Raw genomic sequence first — 23,862 nt, forward strand, 5'->3', positions numbered from 1 at the left:
CCGAAATCGGCAAAAAAAATCAACACAGCATTTCAGAACAAAAAAAGAAAGCCTACGCCATAAACCAATGATTTCTTGGGTTTTAGAAAAATCATGCACTGAGAAAAAATGTTAGTTACAGGATGGTTGGTCTTGAAGTAGATACCGACCATCGCCCCCAGCTCCAGGTAGATGAACAGCAGCAGGATGTCATCGACACTGACCCCGCCCTTGCCGAGCATGTCCAGGAACGTCATCACCGCCGCATAGGCGGTGATCGCGCCAATGCCGAACAGCGCCAGGTAATGGAATGCCTCGACGCACAGGTTGCCCAGCGAGTCGGCCGAGCCGTGCAGGCCCTTGCGCAGCTTTTCTGCCCATTTGATGTTCACGATGTTCCATTCCCCGATACGTCTTGAAGGATGATGCGTCACCGGCGTGACGCTTGTGCCATGCAGTTAAAAGGCCAGGCCCCTGCCTTGGAAGGCGACCGATTGCCGCAAGGCACCTTCAGGCGTGGCAAGTTGCCAGAAGCGAGCAGCCACCGTGGTGCATCAGGCCTTGCTACTGCAGCCCAAATCGCCGGCTTCGATCCTGATGATGACCTCAATGCATGAGCTGGAGACGTTGCGGGCTTTGCTTGAGTCGGCACTGGTTCAGGTGCAGAGGCCCGCTGAGCCTCGGACTTTGCACTGAGGCTTGAGTGTTGCGTTGTCTGGGCTGGCCTCTTCGCGGGTAAACCCGCTCCCACAGGATCTCCACAGGCCTTTGAGGTAGATGCCGTACCTGTGGGAGCGGGTTCACCCGCGAAAGGGCCCGGATGGCCAAGGCGCTGATGGATGATGCTGAGTTGGGCATGAAGCAGTAAGCCCTCTGCACCACGCTACAATTTCTGCTTGCGAAGCAATCAACATTGCCATTACTGTATATAGATACAGCAAATCGAAACGCAACCAGCAAAAGGCATAGAGGTGATGAATGGCCGTCGAAGTGGTGTACCGCAGCAGCCGCGACCCGGAGCGCTTGTTCATGGATAAGGCCGAAGCAGACCGTCACGACAAGATGCTCGAACTGGCCGAGCGCCTGGCCGAAGTACTGCACAAGGCAGTGCCCTCGCTGAGCGAGAAACAGGTCGAGGAAGCCGGTATCTACATGGCCAAAAACCGCGATGTGTTCGCCCGGGCGTTCAAGAGCCAGCCGGATGCGCTGGCCGAGTTGCTCGAAGCGCCAGCGGCCGAGTAATTGCCTGCACTGGCCGCTTCGGCAGGTACGGCACAAGCGCTGGGCTCGGGCGCTATCCCTGTGGGAGCGGGTTTACCCGCGAAACAGGCGACGCGGTGGATGGCACGGGCTACGCCCGTGTTCGCGGGTGAACCCGCTCCCACAGGGACCGCGGAGCTTTCAAGGTTTGGGGTGGAACAGTTGCTGCTTCAGGTACGGCACAAGCGCTGGGCCGGAGGTATTCCTGTGGGAGCGGGCATGCCCGCGAAGAGGCCAGCAAAACCGGTATCGCCCCTCAGCCGTAGAGCAACCGCTCCGCCAGCATCTGCGCCACCCGCGCCGGCGAGCGCTTCTCTGCCTGGGCATGGCCAAACACTTCGGTCAGCCGTGAAGGTATCCGCGCCAGGTGCGCAGTGATGGTGCCCAGGTCTTCGCCACGATGGGTAAGTGCAACGTAGATCAACCCACCGGCATTGATCACGTAATCGGGCGCATACAGTATCCCGCGCGACTCCAGCTGGTCGGCTACCTGCAAGGTGGTCAGCTGGTTGTTCGCCGCCCCCGCCACTGCCGCGCAACGCAACTGCATCACGCTCTGCCCGTTCAACACAGGGCCCACGCCGCAAGGGGCAAAGATGTCGCAAGGGGTGCTGATCAATGCATCATTGGTCACCGGCTTGGCATCGAACTGATCCATCGCCAGCCGCACGCGTCCCGGGTCCAGGTCGCTGACCAACAGTTCTGCGCCCACCGCATGCAATTGCTCCGCTAGTGCATAACCGACATTGCCCAGCCCTTGCACCGCCACCCGTAAGCCTTTCAAATCGTCGCTACCCAGCCGAAACGAGGTAGTGGCCCGGATGCCAGCGAACACCCCCATCGCCGCATGCGGTGAGGGGTCACCCGAGGCCGTGGTACTGGTCACATGGGGTGTGCTCTGGGCAATGCAGTCCATGTCCAGGGTCGAGGTGCCGCTGTCCACGGCGATGATGAAGCGCCCTTGCAAGGTGTCGATGAAGCGGCCAAAGGCCTCGAACAGCGCGGCGCGGTTTTCCACATGCGGGTTGCGCATGATCACCGCCTTGCCGCCCCCCAGTGGCAGGCCGGCCAGCGCCGCCTTGTAGCTCATGCCCTGGGCCAGGCGAATGGCGTCGGTCATGGCGCTTTCATCATCGGCATAAGGCAGGTAGCGGCAACCGCCCATGGCCGGGCCCAACTGCTCGCTGTGAATAGCCACCACGGCCTTCAGGCCGGTGGGCGGGTGGGTGAACAAGTGCAGCGACTGGGTACGGGTGCTTTGCATCAGCGCGAACATCGACAGGCTCCCCTACGAGGTGCTCCTTCCAGTATAGGCATGGCCCTTGGGCTGGCGCCGCCGCCGGACCACTGGACGAAACCGCGCGCCGCGGCTAATACTCAAGCGTGTGTGGAGAAGCCCCATGAAGCCACGTCAAGCCTGCCTGGCCTGCCTGGAACGCGAGCCCGTCGCCCTGCTGGAAGCCGCATTATGGATTGCCGCCGAGCACGACCGCAGCGTCGAGCCCGCGGCCAGCCTTGCCAAGCTGCATGACCTGCAGCGTGAGATCAGCGCCAACCTGCCGATGCTGCCGCTGTGCGAACTGGCCCAGCCACTGCTGCGCCAACTCAATGCCCTGGGCTTCCAGCAGGATGAATACCACCCGCTGCGCCCTCATGCCGCGATGATGGACAAGGTGCTGCAGCGCCGCCGTGGCCAACCGCTGACTCTGGCCATCCTAGCCCTGGAACTGGCCCGGCGCCTGTCCATCCCCCTTGAGGGCGTAGGCTTCCCTGGCCATTTCCTGCTGCGTGTGCCAGGTGCGGATCACCTGCTCGACCCCTGTGGTGGCCGCCGCCTGTACCCCAACGATTGCCGTGAGCTGCTGGCTCGCCAGTTTGGCCCGCATGTAGCGCTGACCGCCGAGCACATGCGCAGTGCCAGCCCGCTGCAGATGCTGCAACGCCTGTCACGCAACCTGCGCCAGTTGCACATCAGCAACGACGATCACCTGGCGGCGCTGATCGATGCCGAGCGGGTCATGCAACTGGGCCCGGTGCAGGTCAGCGACTATGTGACCCGCGCCTCGCTCTACCAGCACCTGGATTGCCCGCAGGCCGAGCGCTTCGACCTGGAGCATGCGTTACTGCTGACGGAGGACCCGGTCCAGCGCCTGAAACTGTCCGAGCGTATCGGCAAGCTTCCGGCGGCGAACCGTTCCATTCACTGAGCCGGGCTGTCCGGCTGCTGTGCTGGGTGGGCCTGGGCGAACGCCGGGTGCCCCGCCGCCAGGGCGGCAACCCGCAGGATGCGCGGGAAGCTGTCGAGGTCGATGTTGAAGCGTTCGGCCGCGTACAACTGCGGGATCAGGTAGACATCCGCCAGGCCCGGCTCATCACCGAAGCAGAAGCCGTGATCGCCTATCAGCTGCTCCACTGCCGCCAGCCCCTGGCTGATCCAGTGGCCGATCCACTGGTTGACCTGGCTCTCGTCCTGGCCAGCCTGGCGCAGCCGGTTGAGCACGCTGACGTTGTGCAGCGGGTGGATGTCGCAGCCGATGATCGCCGCCACGCCCCGTACCTTGGCGCGCGCCTCGGCCGCAGCAGGCAGCAGGGCGGGCTGTGGATAAACCTCCTCCAGGTACTCGATGATCGCCGGCGATTGCACCAGCAGCTCACCGCCATCGGTGCGCAAGGCCGGCACACGGCCCTGCGGGTTGACCGCGACATAGTCCGCACCGCGCTGCTCACCCTGCAACAGGTTGACCGGCAGGGACTGGTAGGCCAGCCCCTTCAGTGCCAGGGCAATGCGCACCCGGTAGGACGAGGTGGAACGGTAATAGGTGTACAGCTCCATGCCCGTGCCTCCTCAGTTGGCCGCGATGACCGTGCCGCGGCATTCGCCGAAACCGATGCTGGCCACGCCATCACGCACGCAGCGGGCACGCAGGATGATCTCGTCGCCGTCTTCGAGGAACTTGCGCACCTCGCCACTGGCCAGTTCCACCGGGTGCTTGCCGCCTTCGGTGATCTCCAGCAGGCTGCCGAACGAACCTGGCGTGGCGCCCGACAGCGTGCCCGAACCGAACAGGTCGCCCGGTTGCAGCTGGCAGCCATTGACGCTGTGGTGCGCGACCAGCTGTGCCACGGTCCAGTACATGCTGCGGGTATTGCTCAAGGTCAGGCGGTACGGGGCAAGGCCCTGCTCGCGCATGCGCTCGGTGAGCAGCAGCACCTCGAGTTCGATATCGAATGCACCGGCGGCCTGGTCGCGCTTGTCCAGCAGGTACGACAGTGGCTGCGGGTCGCCTTCCGGGCGTGCCGGCTGGGCACAACGGAACGGCTCCAGCGCTTCGGCGGTAACCACCCAGGGCGAGATGGTGGTGATGAAACTCTTGGACAGGAACGGCCCCAGCGGCTGGTATTCCCAGGCCTGGATATCGCGCGCCGACCAGTCGTTGAGCAGGCACAAGCCGGCCACGTGCTCGGCGGCATCGCCTACCGGGATCGCCTGGCCCATGTCGTTGCCCTGGCCGATCCAGATACCCAGCTCCAGCTCGTAGTCCAGGCGCGCGCAGGGGCCGAAGCTTGGCTCGGTGTGCCCGGCCGGCAGGGTCTGGCCCTTGGGCCGGCGCACATCAGTGCCGGACGGGCGGATGGTCGAGGCGCGGCCGTGGTAACCGATCGGCACGTACTTGTAGTTGGGCAGCAGCGGGTTGTCGGGGCGGAACAGCTTGCCTACGTTCTTGGCGTGCTCGATGCCCACGTAGAAGTCGGTGTAGTCGCCGATCTGCGCCGGGACATGCAGCTGGCATGCGCTGGCCGGGTACAGGGCGGCCTGCAGTGCCGTCTGGTGTTCGCTGTGTTCGCCCAGCAGTACCAGCAGGCGCTCGCGCAGGGCGACGCGGGCACTGCGGCCGAGGGCGAAGAATGCGTTCAAGGCCCCACCACGGGTGGCCTCGACAGCGGCCTTGGCGGCACCGTCGAACAGGCCGGCGGCCAGCACCGCCTCCAGGTCAAGGATGGCGTCGCCGATGGCCACGCCACAGCGCTTGGCTTCACCCGGCCGGCTGAAGATGCCCAACGGCAGGTTCTGCAGCGGGAAGTCGCTGTGCCCGTTGGCGTGCTCGACCCAGCTACGGGCAATGGCGGTCTGGTTCATGGGTTATCTCCGGTTCGGGTTGAAGGTGCTCGGCAAGGTGGCCCAGCAACTATCGTAGTCGGCCTGCAACTGCGGGCATTCAAGGGCTTGCAGACTCGGTCGCAGCACCTGGCTGGTCTCGAACATGAAGGCCATGGTGTTGTCGATCTTGTGCGGCGCCAGGTCGGCGGCAATAGCCTTTTCGCAGGTTTCGGCGTCGGGGCCGTGGGCGCTCATCACTCCGTGCAGCGAGGCACCGCCCGGCAGGAAGCCCTCGGCCTTGGCGTCGTAGGCACCGTTGATCAGGCCCATGAACTCGTTCATCAGGTTGCGGTGGAACCATGGTGGACGGAAGGTGTTCTCGGCCACCATCCAGCGTGGCGGGAAGATCACGAAATCCATGTTGGCCAGGCCATGCACGCTGGTCGGCGAGGTAAGCACGGTGAAAATCGACGGGTCCGGGTGGTCGAAGCTGACCGTACCGATGGTGTTGAAGCGGCGCAGGTCGTACTTGTACGGCACGTTGCTGCCGTGCCAGGCGACCACGTCCAGTGGCGAGTGCTGCAGTTCGCAGGCCCAATGTTCGCCCAGGAACTTCTGCACCAGCTGCACCGGGCCATCGGCCTCTTCGTAGTGCGCCACCGGGGTGAGGAAGTCGCGCGGGTTGGCCAGGCCGTTGCTGCCGATCGGGCCCAGGTCCGGGATGCGCAGCGGCGCGCCGTGGTTTTCGGCGATGTAGCCGCGGGCCTCGCCGTCGAGCAGTTCGACGCGGAACTTCATGCCACGCGGGATTACCGCGATTTCCAGCGGCTCGACTTCCATCACCCCCAGTTCGGTGGCAATGCGCAGGCGGCCCTGTTGCGGCACCAGCAGCAGTTCACCGTCGGCGTTGAAGAACACCCGCTCCATGGACCGGTTGGCGCAATAGATGTAGATGCTCACGCCGGCCGGTTTTTCCGCAGCGGCGTTGGCCACCATGGGCAGCCAGCCCTCGATGAAATCGGTCGGTTCGACGGGGATCGGCTGGGGGTTCCAGCGCAGGCGGTTGGGGGTGATGGCCCCCAGCGGGCCGGTCAGCGGCTGACGCGCCAGGCGTTCGAAACGCGGGTGCAAGGCAGACGGACGAATACGATACAGCCAGGTGCGGCGCAGCTCGCTGCGGGTCATGGTGAACGCCGTGCCCGAGAGCAGCTCGGCATACAGCCCATAGGGCGCCTTCTGCGGCGAGTTTTGCCCGACCGGCAAGGCCCCTGGCAGCGCTTCGCTGGCAAACTCGTTGCCGAAACCGCTGAGGTAGTGAAGGTCGGGTGACGTATCGCGATTCATCGATGCCTCCGGGCTCTGGCCGAGCCGTTGCTGGCAGCTGGCTGCTGGCCCAGGGCGGGGTGGCAGCGCGTCTGCATTGTTTTTATCGTAATCAGATTACGAATAACGTAATTTGCTACGGGCAATGCGTCAAGCTATAAAGGCGCGACTCGACGAATCCGGAAGAAGATGTCCATGGCCAAAGCCAGCTCCCCCGCCGACAACGGCAAGCAGAAAGTCCGCTCGGCGGAGGTCGGCACCGACATCCTCAAGGCCCTTGCCGAGCTCTCCCCGTCTACCTCCCTGTCGCGCCTCGCGGAACATGTGCAGATGCCGGCGAGCAAGGTGCACCGTTACCTGCAGGCATTGATCGCCAGCGGTTTTGCCGAGCAGGATGCGGCCACCAACCATTACGGCCTGGGGCGCGAGGCACTGCGGGTGGGGCTGGCGGCGCTGGGCAGCATCGATGTGCTGAAGATTGCCGCGCTGCCGTTGTCGCAGCTGCGCGATGAACTGAACGAGAGCTGCTTCGTTGCCGTATGGGGCAACCAGGGCGCGACAGTGGTGAGCATCGAGCCGGCGGTACGCGCGGTCACCGTGGTAACGCAGATCGGCTCGGTACTGCCGCTGCTCACGTCGTCCACCGGGCTGGTATTCGCCGCCTACCTGCCCGAGCGCGAGACCGTGGAGTTGCGTGACAGGGAACTGGCCGCCCTGCAGCACAGCGCCGCCGACTACCAGGCGGTACTGGCGGGCATTCGTGAACGTGGCCTGCACCATGTGCATGGGCTGTTGATGCCGGGCGTGGATGCGCTGTCGGCCCCGGTGTTCAATGCCATGGGGCAGGTCGCCGCGGTGATGACCGTGGTCGGGCCGACGTCGATCTTCCATGCCGACGAGCATGGCCCGGCGGCGCAACGGCTGCTGGCGGCAGCGCGGGAAACCAGCTGGCGCATGGGCTATTCGCCCGCCGGCTGAGCGCTTGCGGCACTATTGCCCGATACGTAAAGGTGAATGTCATAAGCGGCTATTTTTCCTACAGGATCAGGCGCTTATTCTTAACTCACTGGCCGGCATGAAGGGCTCTCCCCCCCGCCTTTCAGGCCTGCGAGGTTCACCGACGTAGATTTTGAAGCTCCTTGATCTGACGTCTCGATTGGCCGCTGCGGCTTGCAGCGGCCTTTTTTATTTGCCCTGAAAATTTCCGTCGCCTGTGCTGGCCTCTTCGCGGGCTTGCCCGCTCCCACAGGGATATCACCAAGCCTGAGGGCAGTGATATCCCTGTGGGAGCGGGCAAGCCCGCGAAGAGGCCAGCACAGGTAGTACAAAGCTCAGCCCAGCGGATACTTCTGCAAGTTCGCCATCATCTGCTGCAACGCCTGCAAGCTGTCCTGTGGGTGCACTGCCCCGTCGAAGTCGCCAATCCGTGCCCAGTTCTCCGCCACCTGCTCCGGGGTAAAGCCTTCCCGCGGATCGAAGCCTACCCCCAGGCTACGCTCCCACCGTACCTTGCCCACCCAGCCGCCGCCCACTTCGAACAGCTCACCACTGCCCTGGCACTGCTCGCTGCCCAGGTACACCACCAGCGGGCTGACCAGCTCTGGCTTGAGCCGCTCGAATACCTGGGGCGGGATCAACCCTTCGGTCATGCGGGTACCACCGGTGGGGGCGATGGCGTTGACCAGGATGCCGTGCTTGCGCCCTTCGATCGCCAGGGTACGAGTCAGCCCATACAGGCCCAGCTTGGCCATGCCGTAGTTGGCCTGGCCGAAGTTGCCGTAGATGCCGGACGTGGAAGCGGTGAAGATCACCCGCCCCCAGTTCTGCTCGCGCAGGTGCGGCCAGGCGGCGCGGGTGACCTTGTAAGCCCCCTCGACATGCACCTGATACACCTGCTCCCAGTCGCTGTCTTCCATCTTGTGGAAGGTCTTGTCACGCAGGATGCCGGCATTGTTCACCAGCACATCGACCCGGCCGAAGCTGTCCAGGGCCTGCTCGACAATACGCGCGCCGTGGCTGACCGAGTCATGGTTGGCAATGGCACTGCCACCAGCGGCGCGGATCTCCGCTACCACCTGGTCGGCGGCGGAGGCGCTGGCACCTTCACCGTGGGTGGAGCCGCCGAGGTCGTTGACCACCACCCGAGCACCACGCGCAGCGAACAGCAGCGCATGGGCGCGGCCCAGGCCGCCCCCGGCTCCGGTGACGATCACCACGCGATCTTGCAGACGGACAGGCTCGCTCATGCTCATGGCTCCAGGCAGGTTCAGGTCAGCCGAGTGTCCGCCGCCAGCGGCGGGCGGACAATCAAGCTCACGCAGGCTGAATGCCTGGCAATAACGCAGCACGATGGTTATGGGGCCGTTGTGCGGCCCATCGCCGGCAAGCCAGCTCCCACACCAACCGCGCCGGCCTCCAGGCCTGCGCTGTACCTGTGGGAGCCGGCTTGCCGGCGATGAGGCCCTGTCAGGACCACGCCACTTTCTGCTGGAAACAGCTCAGCGGTTGTTCACGAAAGGCCAGGTAATGGCGCAGCACCTGCACTGGCGCTTCGGTATGCGGGTAATGCCCGATGCCCTGCAACTGCACGGTGTCCGGCTCCGGCACCAGTTGCCGGTAGCGCTCCACCATGTGCGCGCCGGACAGCGGGTCGACCACGCCATTGATCAAGCGCAGCGGCACGCCTTCGTGCTGCATCGCGCCAACCCAGCGTTCGCGGTGCAACCTGCGCTCCGGCATGTACCCCACCAGTTTGTGCAGGATGCGCGTGCCACGGTTGGCGGCGATCAAACTCCAGAAGTCATCCAGTACGCTTTCACTGGGTTGGGTACAAGAGCCGTAGACCTGGATCACGCTGCGCACCAGGTCGTCACGCCCGAACGAACGCCCTACCAGCCAGCCCAGACGGCTGAGCAGCAACTTCTGGATCAACAGCATGCGGCAGCTTTCGGGGAACAGCCCGCTGTTGAGGAACACACAGCTGGCGATGTTGGCGCGCTGTTCATGATGCCGCGCCAGCAGTTCCTGCGCCACACTGCCGCCGTAGTCATGGGCCAGCAGATGCACGGGCTGGTCGACCTTCAGCTCGGCGAGCAAGGCCTGCTGCAGGTCGGCCTGCTCCATCAGGCTGTACAGGTGATCGACCGGTTTGGCCGAATCACCAAATCCGAGCATGTCGCAGGCGATCAACCGGAAGCGCTGGGCCAATGGCCCCCACAGGTAGCGCCAATCCCAGCTGGCAGTGGGGAAGCCGTGCAACAGAAGCAGGGGCTCTCCTTGCCCTGCGGTCCAGTAGCGGATGCTCTGGCCCCGGAAGCTGAAACTCTGTCCCCGGGTACGCCAGACGCACAATGGAATTTCGGCCATGGGCATCAGAACGGTCCCGGTGAAGTGTTGTTGGTGGAATAGAGCAAGGCTGCGGTCATTGCATGTCACCTCGGCACTTACATGTGCTCTCTATGTCGAGGCAGAGTCTAGCCAGCAGCCCATCGGCTGGAACTTGCGTTGCCAGCCAGCTTGATGACTTGGCGAGTCAGTGGCACGAACGGTCAGAGCAGCATGGCCAGCAGCGGTGCCGCGAACAGGTTCAACAACCCGGTCAGGACCATGACCAGGCCGGCCACCGAGCCTTCCTCGCGGCCTACCTCCTGCGCCCGGCTGACCCCGGCACCATGGGCACCGACGCCGAACAGCGCGCCCCGCGCCAGCGGCGTGCGCAACGGCAACCAACGCAGCAGCACGCCGCCGAACATGGCGCCCAGCACGCCGGTGAACATCACGAACACCGCCGTCAGCTCCGGTACGCCACCCAGGTCATGGGCCAATGGCATGGCAAAGGGCGTGGTGATCGAACGCGGCACCAGCGACAGGCTGGTCGCGCTGTCCAGCGCCAACATATGAGCCAACCCCCAGGAACTGGCGATCGAAGCGCTGCTGCCGGCGACCATGCCCACCATCAGTGCCGGCCAGTGGCGCGCCAGCATGGCCCGTTGTTGCCAGATCGGCACCGCGAAGGCCACGGTCACCGGGCCAAGCACGCTCATCAGCCAGTGGGTGTTGCGGGCGTACTCGGCATAGGCGGTGTGCAGCGGCACGGCCACCGCCAGCAACAGTACCGGCACCAGGATCAGCGGCGACAGCAGGTAGCGCCCGCTACGCCGGTACAACCAGCGGCTGCCCAGGTACGCCAGCAAGGTCAGGGCCAGCCAGAACAGCGGCATGGGTTCAAGGCTCATGGCGCAAGCTCCAGCGGCACACCAGTTCCACGGTCAAGGCGGTCACCACCATTACCATCAGGGTGCTCACGGCGATCACCAGCAGGATGCGCCAGCCCTCGTCACGAATCAGGGCGCCGTAATCGAGCAGGCTCATCAGCGCCGGGATGAAGAACAGCAGCATCTCAGCCATCAGCCAGCCGGCGCCCAGTTGCAGCATGGCTGGCTTGAGCACACCCGAGGCAAACAGCAACAGCAGCAATGCCAGGCCCATCACACCGCCAGGAATCGGCCAGCCCAGCCAGGTGGCAAGCTGGCCACCGAACAGGAACAAGGCACAGAGGATCGCCAGCTCGACGAGCAGGCGCAGGGCTTTTTTCAATAACGCGGGTTTCATGGGGGGTTCCTCGACAGGCCCTCATTTTAAGATTTGGCTGCCTAGGCCAGAAGCGAATTGTTAGACTTAACGCCATTCCAGAATGGAATTGCGATCATGGAATTCAAACAGCTGCGCAGCTTTATCGAAGTGGTCCACCGCGGCGGTTTTACCCAGGCGGCGCAAACCCTGCACATCAGCCAGTCGGCGGTGAGCAAACAGGTGGCCCAGCTGGAGCAAGATGTGGGCCAGCCGCTGCTGGAGCGCCAGGCCTCGCAGCTGCACCTGACCGCTGCCGGGCGCATCGTGCTGGAGCGTGGCGAAGCCTTGTTGCGCCAACGTCAGGCGCTGCTCAGTGAACTGGACGACCTCAGCCAGATGGGCCGTGGTGAACTGCGCCTGGGCTTGCCGATGCTGGGCAGCGACGCGCTGTTCGCCGGCTTGTTCGCCGAGTATCGGCGGCGTCACCCGAACATCGCGGTCCAGTTGCTCGAAGGCGGCAGCCGCAGCATCGAACAGGCAGTCAAGAGTGGCGAACTGGAACTGGGTGGCAGCCTGACGCCCAGTGACGAGGCGTTCGACTACCAGCCGTTCTGCAACGAACCACTGGATGCCCTGTTGCCTGCCGGCCACGAGCTGGCGGGCCAGGACGGGGTGGACCTGCAGCAGCTGGCCGATACCCCGTTCCTGCTTTACCAGCGCAGTTTCGTGCTCAATGACCGGTTGCTGAAGGCGTGCCAGCAGCAGGGTTTTACCCCCAAGGAAGGCGGGCGCAGTGGCCAGGCGGACTTCCTCGCGGCGCTGGCGGCGGCGGGCCAGGGCGTGGTGCTGCTGCCCCGTGTGGTGGCGAAAGCGCTGGAGCGCCCCGGTGTGGTGCGCTTGCCGCTGCGCTCGCCGGAGGATTTGCGTTGGGATATCGCGTTCATCTGGCGGCGCGGGGCGTATCTGTCACGGGCGGCGCAGGCGTGGTTGGCGTTGGTGAGCGAGCTCCACGGCTGACGCGATCCCTGTAGGAGCGGCCTTGTGTCGCGAAAGGGCTGCAAAGCAGCCCCAGCAATATCTGCTGCGCTGCCGAATCCTGGGGCTGCTGCGCAGCCCTTTCGCGACACAAGGCCGCTCCTACAAGGGCTCGCGTGAAGCCTCGAGTCAGGCCTTCAGTGCTTGAACAAGCTCAGCCAACCAAGGCTCTGCATCCGCCTCCGGTGTCACCGTCTCGCTGGCATCCAGGCGCAGCATCGGCTGCACTTCGCGCACGCCCAGTTCGGCAAACAGTTCGCGCATGTGCTCGCCACCACCGCAATAGGTATCGCCATAACTGCTGTCACCCAGCGCAATCACCGCACCCGGCAGGCCACGCCAGGCCGCAGGCAGGGTATCGCGAATGCTGCTGTACAACGGCATGAGGTTGTCCGGCAGTTCGCCCATGCCAGTGGTCGAGGTCACGGCCAGCAAGGCGTCGGGGGCGAAACCTTCAAGGTCCTGCAAGGTGGCGCGCGCCGCATGCCAGGCCTCCAGGCCCGCAGCCTTGAGCAGCGATTCAGCGTGACGGGCGACTTCTTCGGCGGTGCCGTAGACCGATCCGGAAATAATGGCGACTTTCATCGGGTAGAGGATTCCGAAACTGAGTGAAAACGTAGGATACTAGCATCCGGCGCTGGCAAAAGGCCGCCTCTACCAAAGTCACCCTCCTCAGCCCTGCTTCGCACCCTTGTTTATTCAATGGCCCGAACATGATCAACGCGCAACTACTGCAATCCATGGTCGATGCGTCCAATGACGGCATCGTGGTCGCCGAACAGGAAGGCGACGACACCATCCTCATCTACGTGAACGCGGCCTTCGAACGCCTGACCGGCTACAGCCGTGACGAAATCCTCTACCAGGATTGCCGCTTCCTGCAGGCCGACGACCGCGACCAGCTTGGCCGCGCCCGCATCCGCAAGGCCCTGGCCGAAGGCCGGCCGTGCCGCGAAGTGCTGCGCAACTACCGCAAGGATGGCAGCGCTTTCTGGAACGAACTGTCGATCACCCCGGTAAGGCACGACGCAGAACAGCGCACCTACTTCATCGGTATCCAGAAAGACGTTACTCGCCAGGTCGAACTGGAGCGGGAACTGGCGCAACTGCGCGTTCGTCCGAAACCCGACGAACGCACCTGAACCAAGTACGCCACGCACGGTCAATCCCGTTGAAGAAATCGCCATCGAGTTCGATCATGCAAGCAGAAGCGCTCCTGACCCAGGACGAGCTGGATTTCATACAGAACATGCAGCACTCGCCGCAGTTGAACCTAGCCGACCCCATGTCGAGCCTGCTGGTCAATGGCGACCGCCGCATCCAGAGCTTGCTCACCCGCTTGGTGGCCAACGAGCAGGTAACCCTGCAGGCCCAGTTCAACAACCAGCAGATCAGCTTCCCGCTGCAACTGGTGGAAGACGAGTTCCATGCCCTGCACCTGCAACTGGGCTCACCGGAAATCTACGAAGACGGGCCCATGCTGCGCCCCTGGCGCCTGTCGATGGAGCAGCCGAGCGCGCTGCTCGATGGCCATGGGCAGGAAAGCGGCCTGTGGGTTCGCGATATTTCGTTCAAGGGTACATTGCTGGAAGTCCGTGGCCTGCCAGCGGCACCAGCCCGCTTCGAACTGCGCTTCGCCCCTGGCGGCATCCCCCCCATCGAACTGCATGGCGTGCTGGGCCGGCGCATCGGCCCGGACCTGGCCGCCTATGACCTCAGCCAAAGCCCGACCGAAGAGATCGAACGCCTGCGCGACTACATTCTCCAGGCCCATCGCCGGGCCCACCCCGAGCTACACACTCAGGTATCGAACTGACCGGCCAGAAACTGCCGCAAACGCTGGCGCATCACGCTACCCTGTGCGCCCAGGCAGGCGATAGGGCTGCCAGCCAGGCTGTCCTGTGCCAGTTCCGCCGCTTCACCCGCCAGTAACAACGGGCATTCCAGCCCTGCCACCAGGCGCGTCAGGCGCCGGGTGAGTTCCGCCGTGGGCGGCTGGTGGGAGAACAGCACCAGGGCATCCGGCTTCAGGCGCTCGCAGACCAGTGCCAGTTCTGCCAGCGGCTGCCCGCTCGCCAGTGGCGTCACGCCAAATTCATCACTGCTCAGGATCAGGCTGGTCACCAGCAACTCCAGTTCGTGGCACTGCCCCGGCAACGGCGCCAGCAGCACCATGCGGCTGCGCGGTGCACGGGCAAGTTGCAAGCGGGCCAACACCCGGCCACGCAGGAACTGATCGAGGAACAGCCATTCGCTGGCCTGCCCGTAGCCGCCCTGCCCGACCGCCAGGTCATGCCACACCGGCATGAACACTTCGCTGAATACCTGATCCAGTGTGCAAGCGGCAAACACCTCGTCGAACAGGCGGTCCAGGCTGGCCAGGTCAAAACGTTGCAGCGCCTGGCGGATCTGCTGCTGCCAGCGCACCCAGGCGCCCGTCGCGCCACCTGCCTGCCCGGCTAGGGCATGGTCGCGGGCGAGGATGCTGGCGACCTTGCTTACCGCCACGCCGCGCTCCAGCCAGCCAAGGATGCGGCGGATGTCATCGATGTCGGCCTGGGAGTACAGGCGGTGACCACTGTCGGTGCGGGTTGGCTGGATCAGGCCATGGCGGCGCTCCCAGGCGCGCAAGGTCACGGCATTGACGCCGGTCAGGCGGGAAACCTCACGGATCGGAAACAGGTCCTGCTGCGCGAGGCTCGCATCGATTACCGGGTTCAGTCCCTGTTCGTTCATCTGCAAAGGGTACCCTGTGTGCCCAAGTTGAACACCTAGTCTACTACGGCAACCGTTTGCCGGCTGACAGTTGCCGAAGATCGCACATGGGCGATAATCCGCGCCCGATTCTTGCATGCACGCCTGCGTCGCCCACCACCCCGGGCCACACAGCCAAAGGGGCCGGCTACCCGCCAGCCCCGTTGCCAGGAGATACACGATGTCTACCCCACCCGTCACTCTGATGGTGTCGCGCCGCGCCGCCCATGGCCGCTACCAGGACCTGCTGGCCTGGCTGCATGAAGGCGAACAGCTGGCCACCGACTTCCCCGGCTACCTTGGCTCGGGCATCCTGGCGCCACCCCGCGACAGCGACGAATTTCAGATCATTTTCCGTTTCAGCGACGAGCCGACCCTGCATGCCTGGGAGCATTCCGCCTCGCGCCGGGCCTGGTTGCAGCGCGGCAACGGCTTGTTCGAACGCCCCAAAGAGGCGCGCGTAAGCGGCATCGACGACTGGTTTGGCACCAATATGGTGCAAAAACCGCCACGTTGGAAGCAGGCCGTGGCCATCTGGCTGGCCTTCTTCCCGGTCTCGCTGGTGTTCAACCTGGTGTTCGGCCACTGGCTGGCAGCACTGGACCTGGTGCCCCGGGTACTGCTCAGCACCCTGGGCCTGACGCCGGTGATGGTCTACCTGTTCATCCCCCTTTCCACCCGCCTGCTGGCCGGCTGGCTGCATGCATCCCCAGCCCCTGCTGGCGCCCTGCGCAGCCGCTGAGGCCAGGCCGTACACGCGGTAGACAGTTCGGGTATGCTGGGCGGCAACCAAAGGACAGACAAGTTGACCGCCCCGAACATGAACAGCCCCATTCTCGTTACCGGAGCCAGCCAGCGCGTCGGGCTGGCCCTGGCCCTTGAACTGGCACAGGCCGGCCATACGGTGGTCAGTGCCAGCCGCAGCGTCCAGCCACAGGCGGCCCACCCGAACATCGTGCAGTTCCAGGCCGACCTGTGCCAGGCGGCCGACCGCCAGGCCCTGATCGACTACCTGCACAAGCATTACGACGGCCTGCGTGCGATCATCCACAACGCCTCGCTGTGGCTCGACGATGGCCTCGACAACCTCGAGACCATGTTCCGCCTGCACGTCGAAGCGCCCTACCACCTCAACCTGGCCCTGGGCGACCTGCTGGCCAAGGTGGAAAAGGCCGACATCATCCACATTTGCGACGAAACCTCTTCACGCGGCAGCAAAAGCCATATCGGCTACGCCGCGACCAAGGCCGCATTGCAGAACATGGTGCTGTCGTTCGCCGAAAAATATGCGCCCAAGGTGCATGTGAACGGTATCCTGCCGGGGCTGCTGATCCTCAAGGAAGGGGGCGACGAAACCTACCGCCAGCAGACCCTGAAAAAGGCCCTGCTGGAGTTCGAACCCGGCGCCGGCCCGCTGATCGAGACGGTCAAGTACCTGCTCGCCAGCCAGTACAGCACCGGCAGCCAGGTGGTCATCAACGGTGGCCGCCACCTGAAGAACCGCATGACCTGAGAGAAGCCCATGACCCCACAGCAACAGCTCGAACTCGAGGCCGCCGCGTTCCGGCGCCTGGTCGAACACCTGCAGAAGCGCACCGATGTGCAGAACATCGACCTGATGAACCTGTCCGGCTTCTGCCGCAACTGCCTGTCCAAGTGGTACAAGGCCGCGGCTGACGAGCGCCAGCTCGACCTGAGCCTGGATGACGCCCGCGAAGCGGTGTACGGCATGCCTTACGCCGAGTGGAAAGCCCAATACCAGAAAGAAGCCAGCGCCGACCAACAAGCGGCGTTCGAAAAAGGAAAACCCCGTGACTGACCTGAACACCCTGCGCGCCAGCCTGGCCAGCGGCCAACACGTGTTTGCCGACACCCTGGCGTTCATTGCCGACAACTACAGCTACCAGCCACAGGCCTTCGACAATGGCGGCGTGGCGAATGCGGCCGGGCAGAACGAAGGTTCGTGCAAGACCCTGGGCCTGGCGCTGCTGGAAGGGCTGAGCGACCAGGAAGCACTGTTGGCCTTTGGCGAGCACTACCGTGACGTGGTGGCCACGCCCGAGGGCAGCGACCATGGCAATATCCGTGCGCTGATCAAGCATGGGCTGGCGGGCGTCAAGTTTGCCGAGCTGCCGCTTGCGCGCAAGGCTTGAGATAGCCGGGGCTGCTTTGCAGCCCATCGCGACACAAGGCCGCTCCTACAGAAGACCGCGTTCCCTTGTAGGAGCGGCCTTGTGTCGCGATAGGGCCGCAGAGCGGCCCCAAGATCTCGAAACCAACCTCACCTGATGATGGTTCCCGGCACCCCACCCGCCAACCCACCCTGCCGCAACCACTGCAAGGCCACCGGCCACAAACTTTCGCGAAAGCGGTCATGGAAGAACGCGAAATGGCCAATTTCATCGACCGAGATATCCACAGGCGCAATGCGCAGGTGCTGGCGCTCGGCGCCCTGCAGATAACCCAGCAAACGCTCGGTCGCCGCCACGGTACCAAAGGGGTCATCGGTCAGGCTGATGGCCAGCGTCGCCGCCCGCACCTGGGCGAACGGTAGTGCCTCCAGTGCACGCCCGCTGGGTCGGTGCTCATAGCGCGGGGTACGGGTGGTCCAGTCGTGCACCACGCCGGATGGCGTGTCCTCCAGCCAACCCAGGCGCTTGCCGGGAAAGTAACCGAACACCCGGGTGAGCAGCGGCATTACCACATGCCACTTGCCGAACAGCTGCCAACGCTGGTCAGCCGCGTAATCGCGCCAATAGGCGAATTGCGCCCCAACCATCACTACCCGGCGAACCTTGCTCGCCGACGGTGCCAGCCCCACTGCGCAGCCGCCAAAACTGTGCCCCACCACATCCACCGGCTGGCCGGGGAAATGTTCTGCGGCATGCACCAGCATGGCTTCGAAATCCAGCCGGCCCCAGTCGCTCCAGGATGCCTGGAAGCCACGCAGCGAGGCCGGGCGGGATTCGCCGATGCCACGGTAGTCGTAGGTCAGCACATCGCAACCTTGGGCGAACAGGTAGTCGGCGAAACGCGAGTAGTAGCGGCAGCGTACCGAGGTGGCAGCGTTGATGATCACCAGCGGGCGCTGGGGGTCAGGTCGGGCGTGGCGCCAGCGGAAGCCGCCGAGGCTGTAGCCGTCGGCTGCGGTGTGGCGAAAGGCAGTGGCGGGCTGGGTGAGGCTGCTCATGGCACATTCCCTGTTGTTGTGCGCCAAAGCTAGCAAAAAAATCCTGGGCTGTACCGGCCTCTTCGCGGGCTTGCCCGCTCCCACAGGTTCCCCACTGCCCTCAGGCGTGGTGAGATCCCTGTGGGAGCGGGCAAGCCCGCGAAGAGGCCGGTACAGGCCGACAGCGATTACAGCTCGACGCAGTCGAACTTCACATCGGTAGCCACGTCTTCGTCGTAGTTGACGTCAGCGCGCTCGAAGCCGAACAGGTTGAGGAACTGCTTCTTGTAGCCGGCATAGTCGGTCAGCTCGAACAGGTTCTCGGTGGTCACCTGTGGCCACAGCGCCTTGCAGGCGTCCTGCACGTCATCACGCAGTTCCCAGTCGTCCAGGCGCAGGCGGCCCTTCTCGTCGACCTCGGCCGGCGCGCCGTCGGCACGGTACATGCGGTCGCGATACATGCGGTCCAGCTGGTCCTGGGTGCCTTCGTGAACACCCTTCTCCTGCATGATCTTGAACACCATGGACAGGTACAGCGGCATCACCGGGATGGCCGAGCTGGCCTGGGTAACCACCGACTTCAGCACCGCCACGTTGGCGCCGCCCTTGACTTCACCGGCCAGTTTCTTGTCCAGGCGCAGGGCGGTTTCGTCCAGGTCCTGCTTGGCCTGGCCCAGCGCACCGTGCCAGTAGATCGGCCAGGTGATGTCGCTGCCGATGTAGCTGAAGGCCACGGTGCGGGCGCCTTCGGCCAGCACGTTGGCGCCAGCCAGGGCGTCGATCCACAGCTGCCAGTCCTGGCCACCCATGACGGTGACGGTGTCGGCGATTTCCTGCTCGGTAGCCGGCTCGATGCTGGCCTCGATGATGGTGTCCTTGTTGGTGTCGATGGCGGTCGACTTGTACGGCTGGCCGATCGGCTTCAGGGCCGAACGCACCAGTTCACCGGTCTGCGGCAGCTTGCGCACTGGCGAGGCCAGCGAGTAGACGACCAGGTCGACCTTGCCACCCATTTCGTTCTTGATCAGTTCGATGACCTTGGCACGGGCTTCGTCGGAGAAAGCGTCACCATTGATCGACTTGCTGTACAGGCCTTCGGCCTTGGCGAACTTGTCGAAGGCTGCAGCGTTGTACCAGCCAGCGGTGCCGGCCTTGGTCTCGGTGCCTGGCTTTTCGAAGAACACGCCCAGGGTGTCGGCCTTGAAGCCGAACGCCGCGGTGATGCGGGCTGCCAGGCCGTAGCCGCTGGAAGCACCGATGACCAGGACCTTCTTCGGGCCATCCTCGCGCACGCCCAGCTTGCGGGTGGCTTCGATCTGGTCACGGACGTTGAGCTCGCAGCCCTTCGGGTGAGTCGTGGTGCAGATGAAACCGCGGACCTTAGGATGAATGATGGCCAATGTCTGTACCTCGTCAGGTTTATGCCGGGGGAAGCGCCGCCATGGGCGATTCCGGTTGATCAGAGGGTGAGACTACCCCCGCAGGTTATCCGACACATATTACGGGGTGATCTTGGGGATGCAAAACGGTGGATTACCTGTACCGGCCCTATCGCCGGCAAGCCAGCTCCCACAAAGACGGCGCAAAACTTGAGCCCTGTGAGGGACCTCTGGGAGCTGGCTTGCCGGCGATAGAGCCAGTGCAGGCAACATCAATCTGACAAGAGAGCCCCTTTCAGCCATTCCAGGAACTGCCGGGCCAGCGGATCATCCTGGCTGTCCCGATGCACCAGGCAAGCCCACGCCGGCCCACGCACGCGCTGCGCCGACAAAGCCTGCAAACGCCCCTCCTCCACCGCCCGCCGCGCCAGCAACTGGCTGACCAGGGCCACCCCCAACCCCTCGCTCGCCGCATCCAGCAGCAGCCCGGGGTCGGAAAAGTTCAGCCCCTTGCCCTGCTGCCCCACATCCTCGCCACCCTCCAGCTGCCAGTGGCTCCAGTCCATCTCGCGCTCGCCATGCAAGGTGGTGCGCCGCGACATCGGCGTTTGCAGCAACGCCGGGTGGCAGGCCGGGTACAGCTGGTCCTGGTGCAGCACGTTGAAGCTGCACTCGGCCTGGGCACTGAGGTCGTCGCGGATGGCCAGGTCGATGGTCTCGGTCGCCATGTCCGGCACCTCGAAACTGGTGAACAGCCACAAGTCGACATCCGGGCAGCGCTGGTGAAAGTCGGCCAGCCGCGGCAGCAGCCAGTGCCTGGCAAAGGCCGGGCTGGTGTTGACCACCAGTTGGTTGGGCTTGCGGTACTGGTCGAGCCGGCGAATGCCCACCGCCAGGTGCTGCAGCAGTGACTGCGTGGTGCTGAGCAGGTCGTGCCCGGCATCGGTCAGGCTCACGCTGCGGCCACTGCGGTGGAACAGCGGCTGCTCCAGGTAGGTTTCCAGGCTGCGAATCTGCTGGCTGATGGCCGACTGGGTCAGGTTCAGCGCTTCGGCGGCCTTGTGGAAGCTGCCCAGCCGCGCAGCGGCTTCGAAGCCGCGCAGGGCATTCAGGGGTGGCCAGTGTTTGAGCATGATTGATAAGCCCTGCTGATCAGATGTGCGCTAAATCTATCGTTTGTCGCAGGCCAAGCCTAGCCATAGCATGGACATCAACACCCGCGACGGCGGGCTTCGTTGATAAAAATCCTTAATTGATCGGAGTTCACTATGCACCTGTCCCTCGACAGCGGCTGGCGCATGCCCGCCGAATGGGCCCGCCACGCTGCCACCTGGATGGTCTGGCCACACAACCAGGCCCTGTGGGAAAGCGGCTGGCACGTGCGCCTGGCCGACGTACAGCAGGACTACGCCCGGGTCGCGGCGGCCATCGCCCGTTTCGAGCCGGTGAAGATGGTGGTCGACCCTTCGGCCTTGCAAAGCGCACGTGCCCTCTGCGGCGCCAATATCGAACTGGTCGAAATGGCCGTGGACGACAGCTGGTGCCGGGACAGCGGCCCTAGCTTCGTCTGCCACCCACAGCATGGCCTGGCCGGCCTGAGCTGGCGCTTCAACGCCTGGGGTGGCAAGTCGCAGCACGGCCAGGACCGCAGCCTCGGCCGGCGCATCCTCGACCACCTGGGCCTGGACGGTTTCAGCACGGCGCTGTGCAACGAAGGCGGCGCGATTCATGTGGACGGCGAAGGCACCCTGATCACCACCGAGTCGGTGCTGCTCAACCCCAACCGCAACCCTGGCGTGAGCAAGGCCGAGTTCGAGGCCTGCTTCGCCCGCTATCTGGGCATCCGCAAGACCATCTGGCTACCGGGCGACCCACAATACATCACCGGCGACATGACCGACGGCCACGTCGACGGTGTATGCGCCTTCGCCCGCCCTGGCGTGCTGCTGGTCGACGCCACCCATGACCCGCATTCGGTGTACGCCGAAGTCGTGCGGGAAAACCGCCGCGCCCTGGAACTGGCCACCGACGCGCAAGGCCGGCACTTCGAGCTGCTCGACCTGTATGAAGCCAGCGCCGCCGTCGACCAGGACGCCGAGGTATTCTGCGCCTCGTACACCAACTTCTACATCGCCAACGGCGCGATCATCATGCCGGCCTATGGCATCGCCGCCGACCTGGAAGCCGCCGCGCAACTGGCCCACGCCTTCCCGGGCCGGGAGATCGTACCGGTGCGCATCGACCACATCGCCCATGGCGGTGGCGGCATCCATTGCATCACCCAGCAACAACCCGAGGTGCAGCCATGAGCCTGCTGCGCATCGCCACCACCCAGATGCCATGCAGCTGGGACCTGCCTGGCAACCTCGACCGCGCCGAACAGCTGGTTCGCCAGGCTGCCGCCAAGGGCGCCCAGGTGATCCTGCTGCAGGAGCTGTTCGCCACCCCGTACTTCTGCATCGAACAGGACCACCAGCACCAGGCACTCGCCCAACCCTACCCTGCCAGCCCTATCCTGCAGCGCTTCGCCGCACTGGCCGGTGAGCTGGGCGTGGTGCTGCCGCTGAGCTGGTACGAGCGCGCCGGCAATGCCTTCTTCAACTCGTTGACCGTGGCCGATGCCGATGGCCGCCTGCTTGGCGTCTACCGCAAGACCCACATCCCCAACGCCATCGGCTACCAGGAGAAGGAATACTTCAGCCCCGGCGATACCGGCTTCAAGGTCTGGGACACCGCCTTCGGCCGCCTGGGCATCGGCATCTGCTGGGACCAGTGGTTCCCCGAGACCGCCCGCTGCCTGGCACTGATGGGCGCCGAAGTGCTGCTGTTCCCCACCGCCATCGGCTCCGAGCCCGGCTGTGCCGAACTGGACTCGCGCGACCACTGGCAGGTGGCCATGCGCGGCCACGCCGCCGCCAACCTGTTGCCGGTGGTGGCGGCCAATCGGGTGGGCGAAGAAGTCGCAGCCAGCGACGCATCGTTGGCCATGCGCTTCTATGGCTCGTCGTTCATCTGCGACCACAAGGGCGCCATGTTCGCCGAAGCCGACCGCGACAGCAGTGGCATCTGGCTGCACGACCTGGATCTGGCCGGCATGCGGGAAGACCGCCTGAGCTGGGGCATCTACCGCGATCGCCGCCCGGAGATGTACGCACCGCTGCTGACCCTGGACGGCACCCACCCACACACCCTGAGGGCATGAGCATGAAACGCCACGTTCTGGCCGCCTTGGCGCTGGCCGTCTGCGCCTGCCAGGCTCAGGCCGAGCAGCCCGTGCTGCGCCTGTACAACTGGGCCGACTATTTTGCCGAGGACACCCTCAAGCAGTTCACGGCCGAAACCGGCATCCAGGTGATCTACGACGTGATGGATGGCAGCGAAGTGCTCGAGGCCAAGCTGATGTCCGGGCGCAGTGGCTACGACCTGGTCTTCCCCGGTGATACCGTCGCCGAGCGCCTGATGCGCGCCGGCAGCCTGCAGCCACTGGACCACAGCCGCCTGGAGGCCCTGGACGACATCGAGCCCGGGCTGCGTCAGCTGCACGCCCGGTACCCCAAGGCCAGCCAGGCGACCGTGCCCTACACCTGGGGCACCATCGGCCTGACGGTGAATGCCGACAAGGTCCGCCAGCGCATGCCCGATGCACCGCTGGACAACCTCGACATGCTGTTCAAGCCGGAGCTGGCCGCCAAATTCGCCGACTGCGGTATTTCAGTCATCGATTCACCCGACGAAGTGCTGGCAGTGGTCCTCAACTACCTGGGCCGCGAGCCACGCAGTGCCAAGCGCGAAGACCTGGCCGCAGCCAGCGAACTGCTCAAGGCGATTCGCCCGTACGTGCGCAAGTTCCAGTCGCAACCAGTGACCGAACTGGTCAACGAGAACCTGTGCCTGTCACTGGGCTACAGTGGCGACGTGATCCAGGCGCAGCGTACCGCCGACGCCGCGGGCAAGCATCTCGACTTCCAGTACCGCGTACCGCGCCAAGGCACCACGGTGTGGATGGATACCATGGCCATCCCGGCCGATGCCAAGCACCCGGAATACGCCTATCGTTTCATCAACTTCGTCATGCGCCCGGCGAACATGGCGGCCATCAGCAACTTCACCGGTTACCCTACCGCCAGCGCCAAGGCACGCCAGGCAGTGGACCCGCGCATGCGCGACAACCCCGATATCTACCTCGACCAAGCCACCTATGCCCGGCTGATCCCGGGCCGCGATATCCCACAGGCCGACATGCGTGCACGCATGCGCGTGTGGACCCGCTTCAAGACTGCACAGGACTGAGC

The 23,862-nt window shown here is 64.5% G+C and carries 26 protein-coding genes and 1 pseudogene; 13 read left to right on the forward strand and 14 right to left on the reverse strand.

The annotated features are described in order from the left end of the window. Window positions 1-122: 122 nt before the first annotated feature. Window positions 123-371 (reverse strand): annotated as a pseudogene (locus tag ACGLHT_RS11120) (phosphate-starvation-inducible PsiE family protein); the annotation flags it as partial. Window positions 372-957: 586 nt separating this feature from the next. On the opposite strand from ACGLHT_RS11120, the gene ACGLHT_RS11125 reads away from it, so the two are divergent. Then, window positions 958-1,221 (forward strand): YebG family protein, encoded by a 264-nt coding sequence (locus ACGLHT_RS11125; RefSeq protein WP_003260692.1) that lies wholly within the window; start codon window positions 958-960, stop codon window positions 1,219-1,221. Window positions 1,222-1,495: 274 nt separating this feature from the next. On the opposite strand, the gene ACGLHT_RS11130 is transcribed toward ACGLHT_RS11125, so the two are convergent. Then, window positions 1,496-2,515, reverse strand: coding sequence for a Glu/Leu/Phe/Val dehydrogenase dimerization domain-containing protein (locus ACGLHT_RS11130; protein ID WP_075046347.1), 1,020 nt, complete (start codon window positions 2,513-2,515; stop codon window positions 1,496-1,498). Window positions 2,516-2,639: 124 nt separating this feature from the next. Here ACGLHT_RS11130 and ACGLHT_RS11135 point away from each other — a divergent pair, with 124 nt between their 5' ends. Further along, the gene (locus ACGLHT_RS11135) at window positions 2,640-3,446 is read left to right on the forward strand and encodes a SirB1 family protein (protein WP_137162395.1); all 807 of its coding nucleotides are present in this window, start codon (window positions 2,640-2,642) and stop codon (window positions 3,444-3,446) included. Here ACGLHT_RS11135 and maiA read toward each other — a convergent pair. Genes maiA through hmgA form a run of 3 tightly spaced genes read right to left on the reverse strand, consistent with a single transcriptional unit; the run spans window position 3,440 to window position 6,682 of the window. Further along, entirely contained in the window at window positions 3,440-4,072 is a 633-nt protein-coding gene (maiA, locus tag ACGLHT_RS11140; RefSeq protein ID WP_025340612.1) for a maleylacetoacetate isomerase, read from the reverse strand. The two genes, ACGLHT_RS11135 and maiA, sit on opposite strands and share 7 nt — an antisense overlap. A 12-nt stretch (window positions 4,073-4,084) precedes the next feature. Beyond that, window positions 4,085-5,377, reverse strand: a complete 1,293-nt coding sequence (gene fahA / locus ACGLHT_RS11145) for a fumarylacetoacetase (RefSeq protein ID WP_137162396.1) — start codon at window positions 5,375-5,377, stop codon at window positions 4,085-4,087. Window positions 5,378-5,380: 3 nt separating this feature from the next. Beyond that, window positions 5,381-6,682 carry a homogentisate 1,2-dioxygenase gene (gene hmgA, locus ACGLHT_RS11150; protein WP_137162397.1) on the reverse strand — a complete coding sequence of 434 codons (1,302 nt, stop codon included), beginning with the start codon at window positions 6,680-6,682 and terminating at the stop codon, window positions 5,381-5,383. Between the two features lie 174 nt (window positions 6,683-6,856). On the opposite strand from hmgA, the gene ACGLHT_RS11155 reads away from it, so the two are divergent. Beyond that, complete coding sequence (locus ACGLHT_RS11155; protein WP_025340615.1) at window positions 6,857-7,639, forward strand: IclR family transcriptional regulator; 783 nt, start codon at window positions 6,857-6,859, stop codon at window positions 7,637-7,639. Between the two features lie 353 nt (window positions 7,640-7,992). Here the strand turns inward: ACGLHT_RS11155 and ACGLHT_RS11160 are convergent, their stop codons facing one another. The 4 genes from ACGLHT_RS11160 to ACGLHT_RS11175 all read right to left on the reverse strand — a co-directional run bounded on the left by ACGLHT_RS11160 (window position 7,993) and on the right by ACGLHT_RS11175 (window position 11,272). After that, window positions 7,993-8,907 carry an SDR family oxidoreductase gene (locus ACGLHT_RS11160; RefSeq protein WP_085664438.1) on the reverse strand — a complete coding sequence of 305 codons (915 nt, stop codon included), beginning with the start codon at window positions 8,905-8,907 and terminating at the stop codon, window positions 7,993-7,995. Between the two features lie 220 nt (window positions 8,908-9,127). Further along, window positions 9,128-10,033 carry an alpha/beta fold hydrolase gene (locus ACGLHT_RS11165; protein WP_085593034.1) on the reverse strand — a complete coding sequence of 302 codons (906 nt, stop codon included), beginning with the start codon at window positions 10,031-10,033 and terminating at the stop codon, window positions 9,128-9,130. Window positions 10,034-10,209: 176 nt separating this feature from the next. Further along, window positions 10,210-10,896: an LrgB family protein gene (locus ACGLHT_RS11170; RefSeq protein WP_024087732.1), complete on the reverse strand. Its 687-nt coding sequence runs from the start codon at window positions 10,894-10,896 to the stop codon at window positions 10,210-10,212. Continuing rightward, window positions 10,886-11,272, reverse strand: coding sequence for a CidA/LrgA family protein (locus tag ACGLHT_RS11175; RefSeq protein ID WP_075046354.1), 387 nt, complete (start codon window positions 11,270-11,272; stop codon window positions 10,886-10,888). The genes ACGLHT_RS11170 and ACGLHT_RS11175 overlap by 11 nt, the downstream gene beginning before the upstream one ends. Window positions 11,273-11,368: 96 nt before the next feature. Between ACGLHT_RS11175 and ACGLHT_RS11180 the strand changes: the two genes are divergently transcribed. Further along, window positions 11,369-12,250: a LysR family transcriptional regulator gene (locus ACGLHT_RS11180; protein WP_137162398.1), complete on the forward strand. Its 882-nt coding sequence runs from the start codon at window positions 11,369-11,371 to the stop codon at window positions 12,248-12,250. A 147-nt stretch (window positions 12,251-12,397) separates the two neighbouring features. Here the strand turns inward: ACGLHT_RS11180 and ACGLHT_RS11185 are convergent, their stop codons facing one another. Next, window positions 12,398-12,853, reverse strand: a complete 456-nt coding sequence (locus ACGLHT_RS11185; protein ID WP_274120975.1) for a flavodoxin — start codon at window positions 12,851-12,853, stop codon at window positions 12,398-12,400. A 128-nt stretch (window positions 12,854-12,981) separates the two neighbouring features. On the opposite strand from ACGLHT_RS11185, the gene ACGLHT_RS11190 reads away from it, so the two are divergent. Both ACGLHT_RS11190 and ACGLHT_RS11195 read left to right on the forward strand, forming a co-directional pair. After that, window positions 12,982-13,410: a PAS domain S-box protein gene (locus ACGLHT_RS11190; protein ID WP_054572763.1), complete on the forward strand. Its 429-nt coding sequence runs from the start codon at window positions 12,982-12,984 to the stop codon at window positions 13,408-13,410. A 56-nt stretch (window positions 13,411-13,466) separates the two neighbouring features. Then, window positions 13,467-14,084 (forward strand): hypothetical protein, encoded by a 618-nt coding sequence (locus ACGLHT_RS11195; protein ID WP_137162399.1) that lies wholly within the window; start codon window positions 13,467-13,469, stop codon window positions 14,082-14,084. Here ACGLHT_RS11195 and ACGLHT_RS11200 read toward each other — a convergent pair. Then, complete coding sequence (locus ACGLHT_RS11200) at window positions 14,069-15,004, reverse strand: MerR family transcriptional regulator (RefSeq protein WP_274120974.1); 936 nt, start codon at window positions 15,002-15,004, stop codon at window positions 14,069-14,071. The two genes, ACGLHT_RS11195 and ACGLHT_RS11200, sit on opposite strands and share 16 nt — an antisense overlap. A 199-nt stretch (window positions 15,005-15,203) precedes the next feature. Here ACGLHT_RS11200 and ACGLHT_RS11205 point away from each other — a divergent pair, with 199 nt between their 5' ends. The 4 genes from ACGLHT_RS11205 to ACGLHT_RS11220 are packed head-to-tail and all read left to right on the forward strand — an operon-like array spanning window position 15,204 to window position 17,175. Next, window positions 15,204-15,764, forward strand: a complete 561-nt coding sequence (locus ACGLHT_RS11205) for a hypothetical protein (protein WP_015271784.1) — start codon at window positions 15,204-15,206, stop codon at window positions 15,762-15,764. Window positions 15,765-15,797: 33 nt separating this feature from the next. Next, window positions 15,798-16,535, forward strand: a complete 738-nt coding sequence (gene folM / locus ACGLHT_RS11210) for a dihydromonapterin reductase (protein ID WP_274120973.1) — start codon at window positions 15,798-15,800, stop codon at window positions 16,533-16,535. Window positions 16,536-16,544: 9 nt separating this feature from the next. Further along, on the forward strand, window positions 16,545-16,841 hold the full coding sequence (locus ACGLHT_RS11215) for a DUF1244 domain-containing protein (RefSeq protein ID WP_003260708.1): 297 nt from the start codon (window positions 16,545-16,547) through the stop codon (window positions 16,839-16,841). Next, a complete protein-coding gene (locus tag ACGLHT_RS11220) occupies window positions 16,834-17,175 on the forward strand; it encodes a HopJ type III effector protein (RefSeq protein ID WP_003260709.1) in 342 nt (113 codons plus the stop codon). Before ACGLHT_RS11215 ends, ACGLHT_RS11220 begins: the two co-directional genes overlap by 8 nt. A 128-nt stretch (window positions 17,176-17,303) precedes the next feature. Here ACGLHT_RS11220 and ACGLHT_RS11225 read toward each other — a convergent pair whose 3' ends face one another. The 3 genes from ACGLHT_RS11225 to ACGLHT_RS11235 all read right to left on the reverse strand — a co-directional run bounded on the left by ACGLHT_RS11225 (window position 17,304) and on the right by ACGLHT_RS11235 (window position 20,703). Continuing rightward, a complete protein-coding gene (locus tag ACGLHT_RS11225) occupies window positions 17,304-18,212 on the reverse strand; it encodes an alpha/beta fold hydrolase (RefSeq protein WP_274120972.1) in 909 nt (302 codons plus the stop codon). A 167-nt stretch (window positions 18,213-18,379) separates the two neighbouring features. Continuing rightward, window positions 18,380-19,591: an enoyl-ACP reductase FabV gene (fabV, locus tag ACGLHT_RS11230; protein ID WP_025340626.1), complete on the reverse strand. Its 1,212-nt coding sequence runs from the start codon at window positions 19,589-19,591 to the stop codon at window positions 18,380-18,382. Between the two features lie 251 nt (window positions 19,592-19,842). Next, window positions 19,843-20,703 carry a LysR substrate-binding domain-containing protein gene (locus ACGLHT_RS11235; protein WP_025340627.1) on the reverse strand — a complete coding sequence of 287 codons (861 nt, stop codon included), beginning with the start codon at window positions 20,701-20,703 and terminating at the stop codon, window positions 19,843-19,845. Between the two features lie 135 nt (window positions 20,704-20,838). On the opposite strand from ACGLHT_RS11235, the gene ACGLHT_RS11240 reads away from it, so the two are divergent. Genes ACGLHT_RS11240 through ACGLHT_RS11250 form a run of 3 tightly spaced genes read left to right on the forward strand, consistent with a single transcriptional unit; the run spans window position 20,839 to window position 23,860 of the window. Continuing rightward, complete coding sequence (locus tag ACGLHT_RS11240) at window positions 20,839-21,879, forward strand: agmatine/peptidylarginine deiminase (protein WP_274120971.1); 1,041 nt, start codon at window positions 20,839-20,841, stop codon at window positions 21,877-21,879. Then, window positions 21,876-22,772 carry an N-carbamoylputrescine amidase gene (gene aguB, locus ACGLHT_RS11245; RefSeq protein WP_274120970.1) on the forward strand — a complete coding sequence of 299 codons (897 nt, stop codon included), beginning with the start codon at window positions 21,876-21,878 and terminating at the stop codon, window positions 22,770-22,772. Before ACGLHT_RS11240 ends, aguB begins: the two co-directional genes overlap by 4 nt. A gap of 2 nt (window positions 22,773-22,774) precedes the next feature. Continuing rightward, the gene (locus ACGLHT_RS11250) at window positions 22,775-23,860 is read left to right on the forward strand and encodes an extracellular solute-binding protein (protein ID WP_274120969.1); all 1,086 of its coding nucleotides are present in this window, start codon (window positions 22,775-22,777) and stop codon (window positions 23,858-23,860) included. Window positions 23,861-23,862 lie beyond the last annotated feature (2 nt).

Origin of the sequence: Pseudomonas sp. PsB, assembly GCF_043658375.1 — a bacterium.
Lineage (GTDB): Bacteria > Pseudomonadota > Gammaproteobacteria > Pseudomonadales > Pseudomonadaceae > Aquipseudomonas > Aquipseudomonas putida_Z.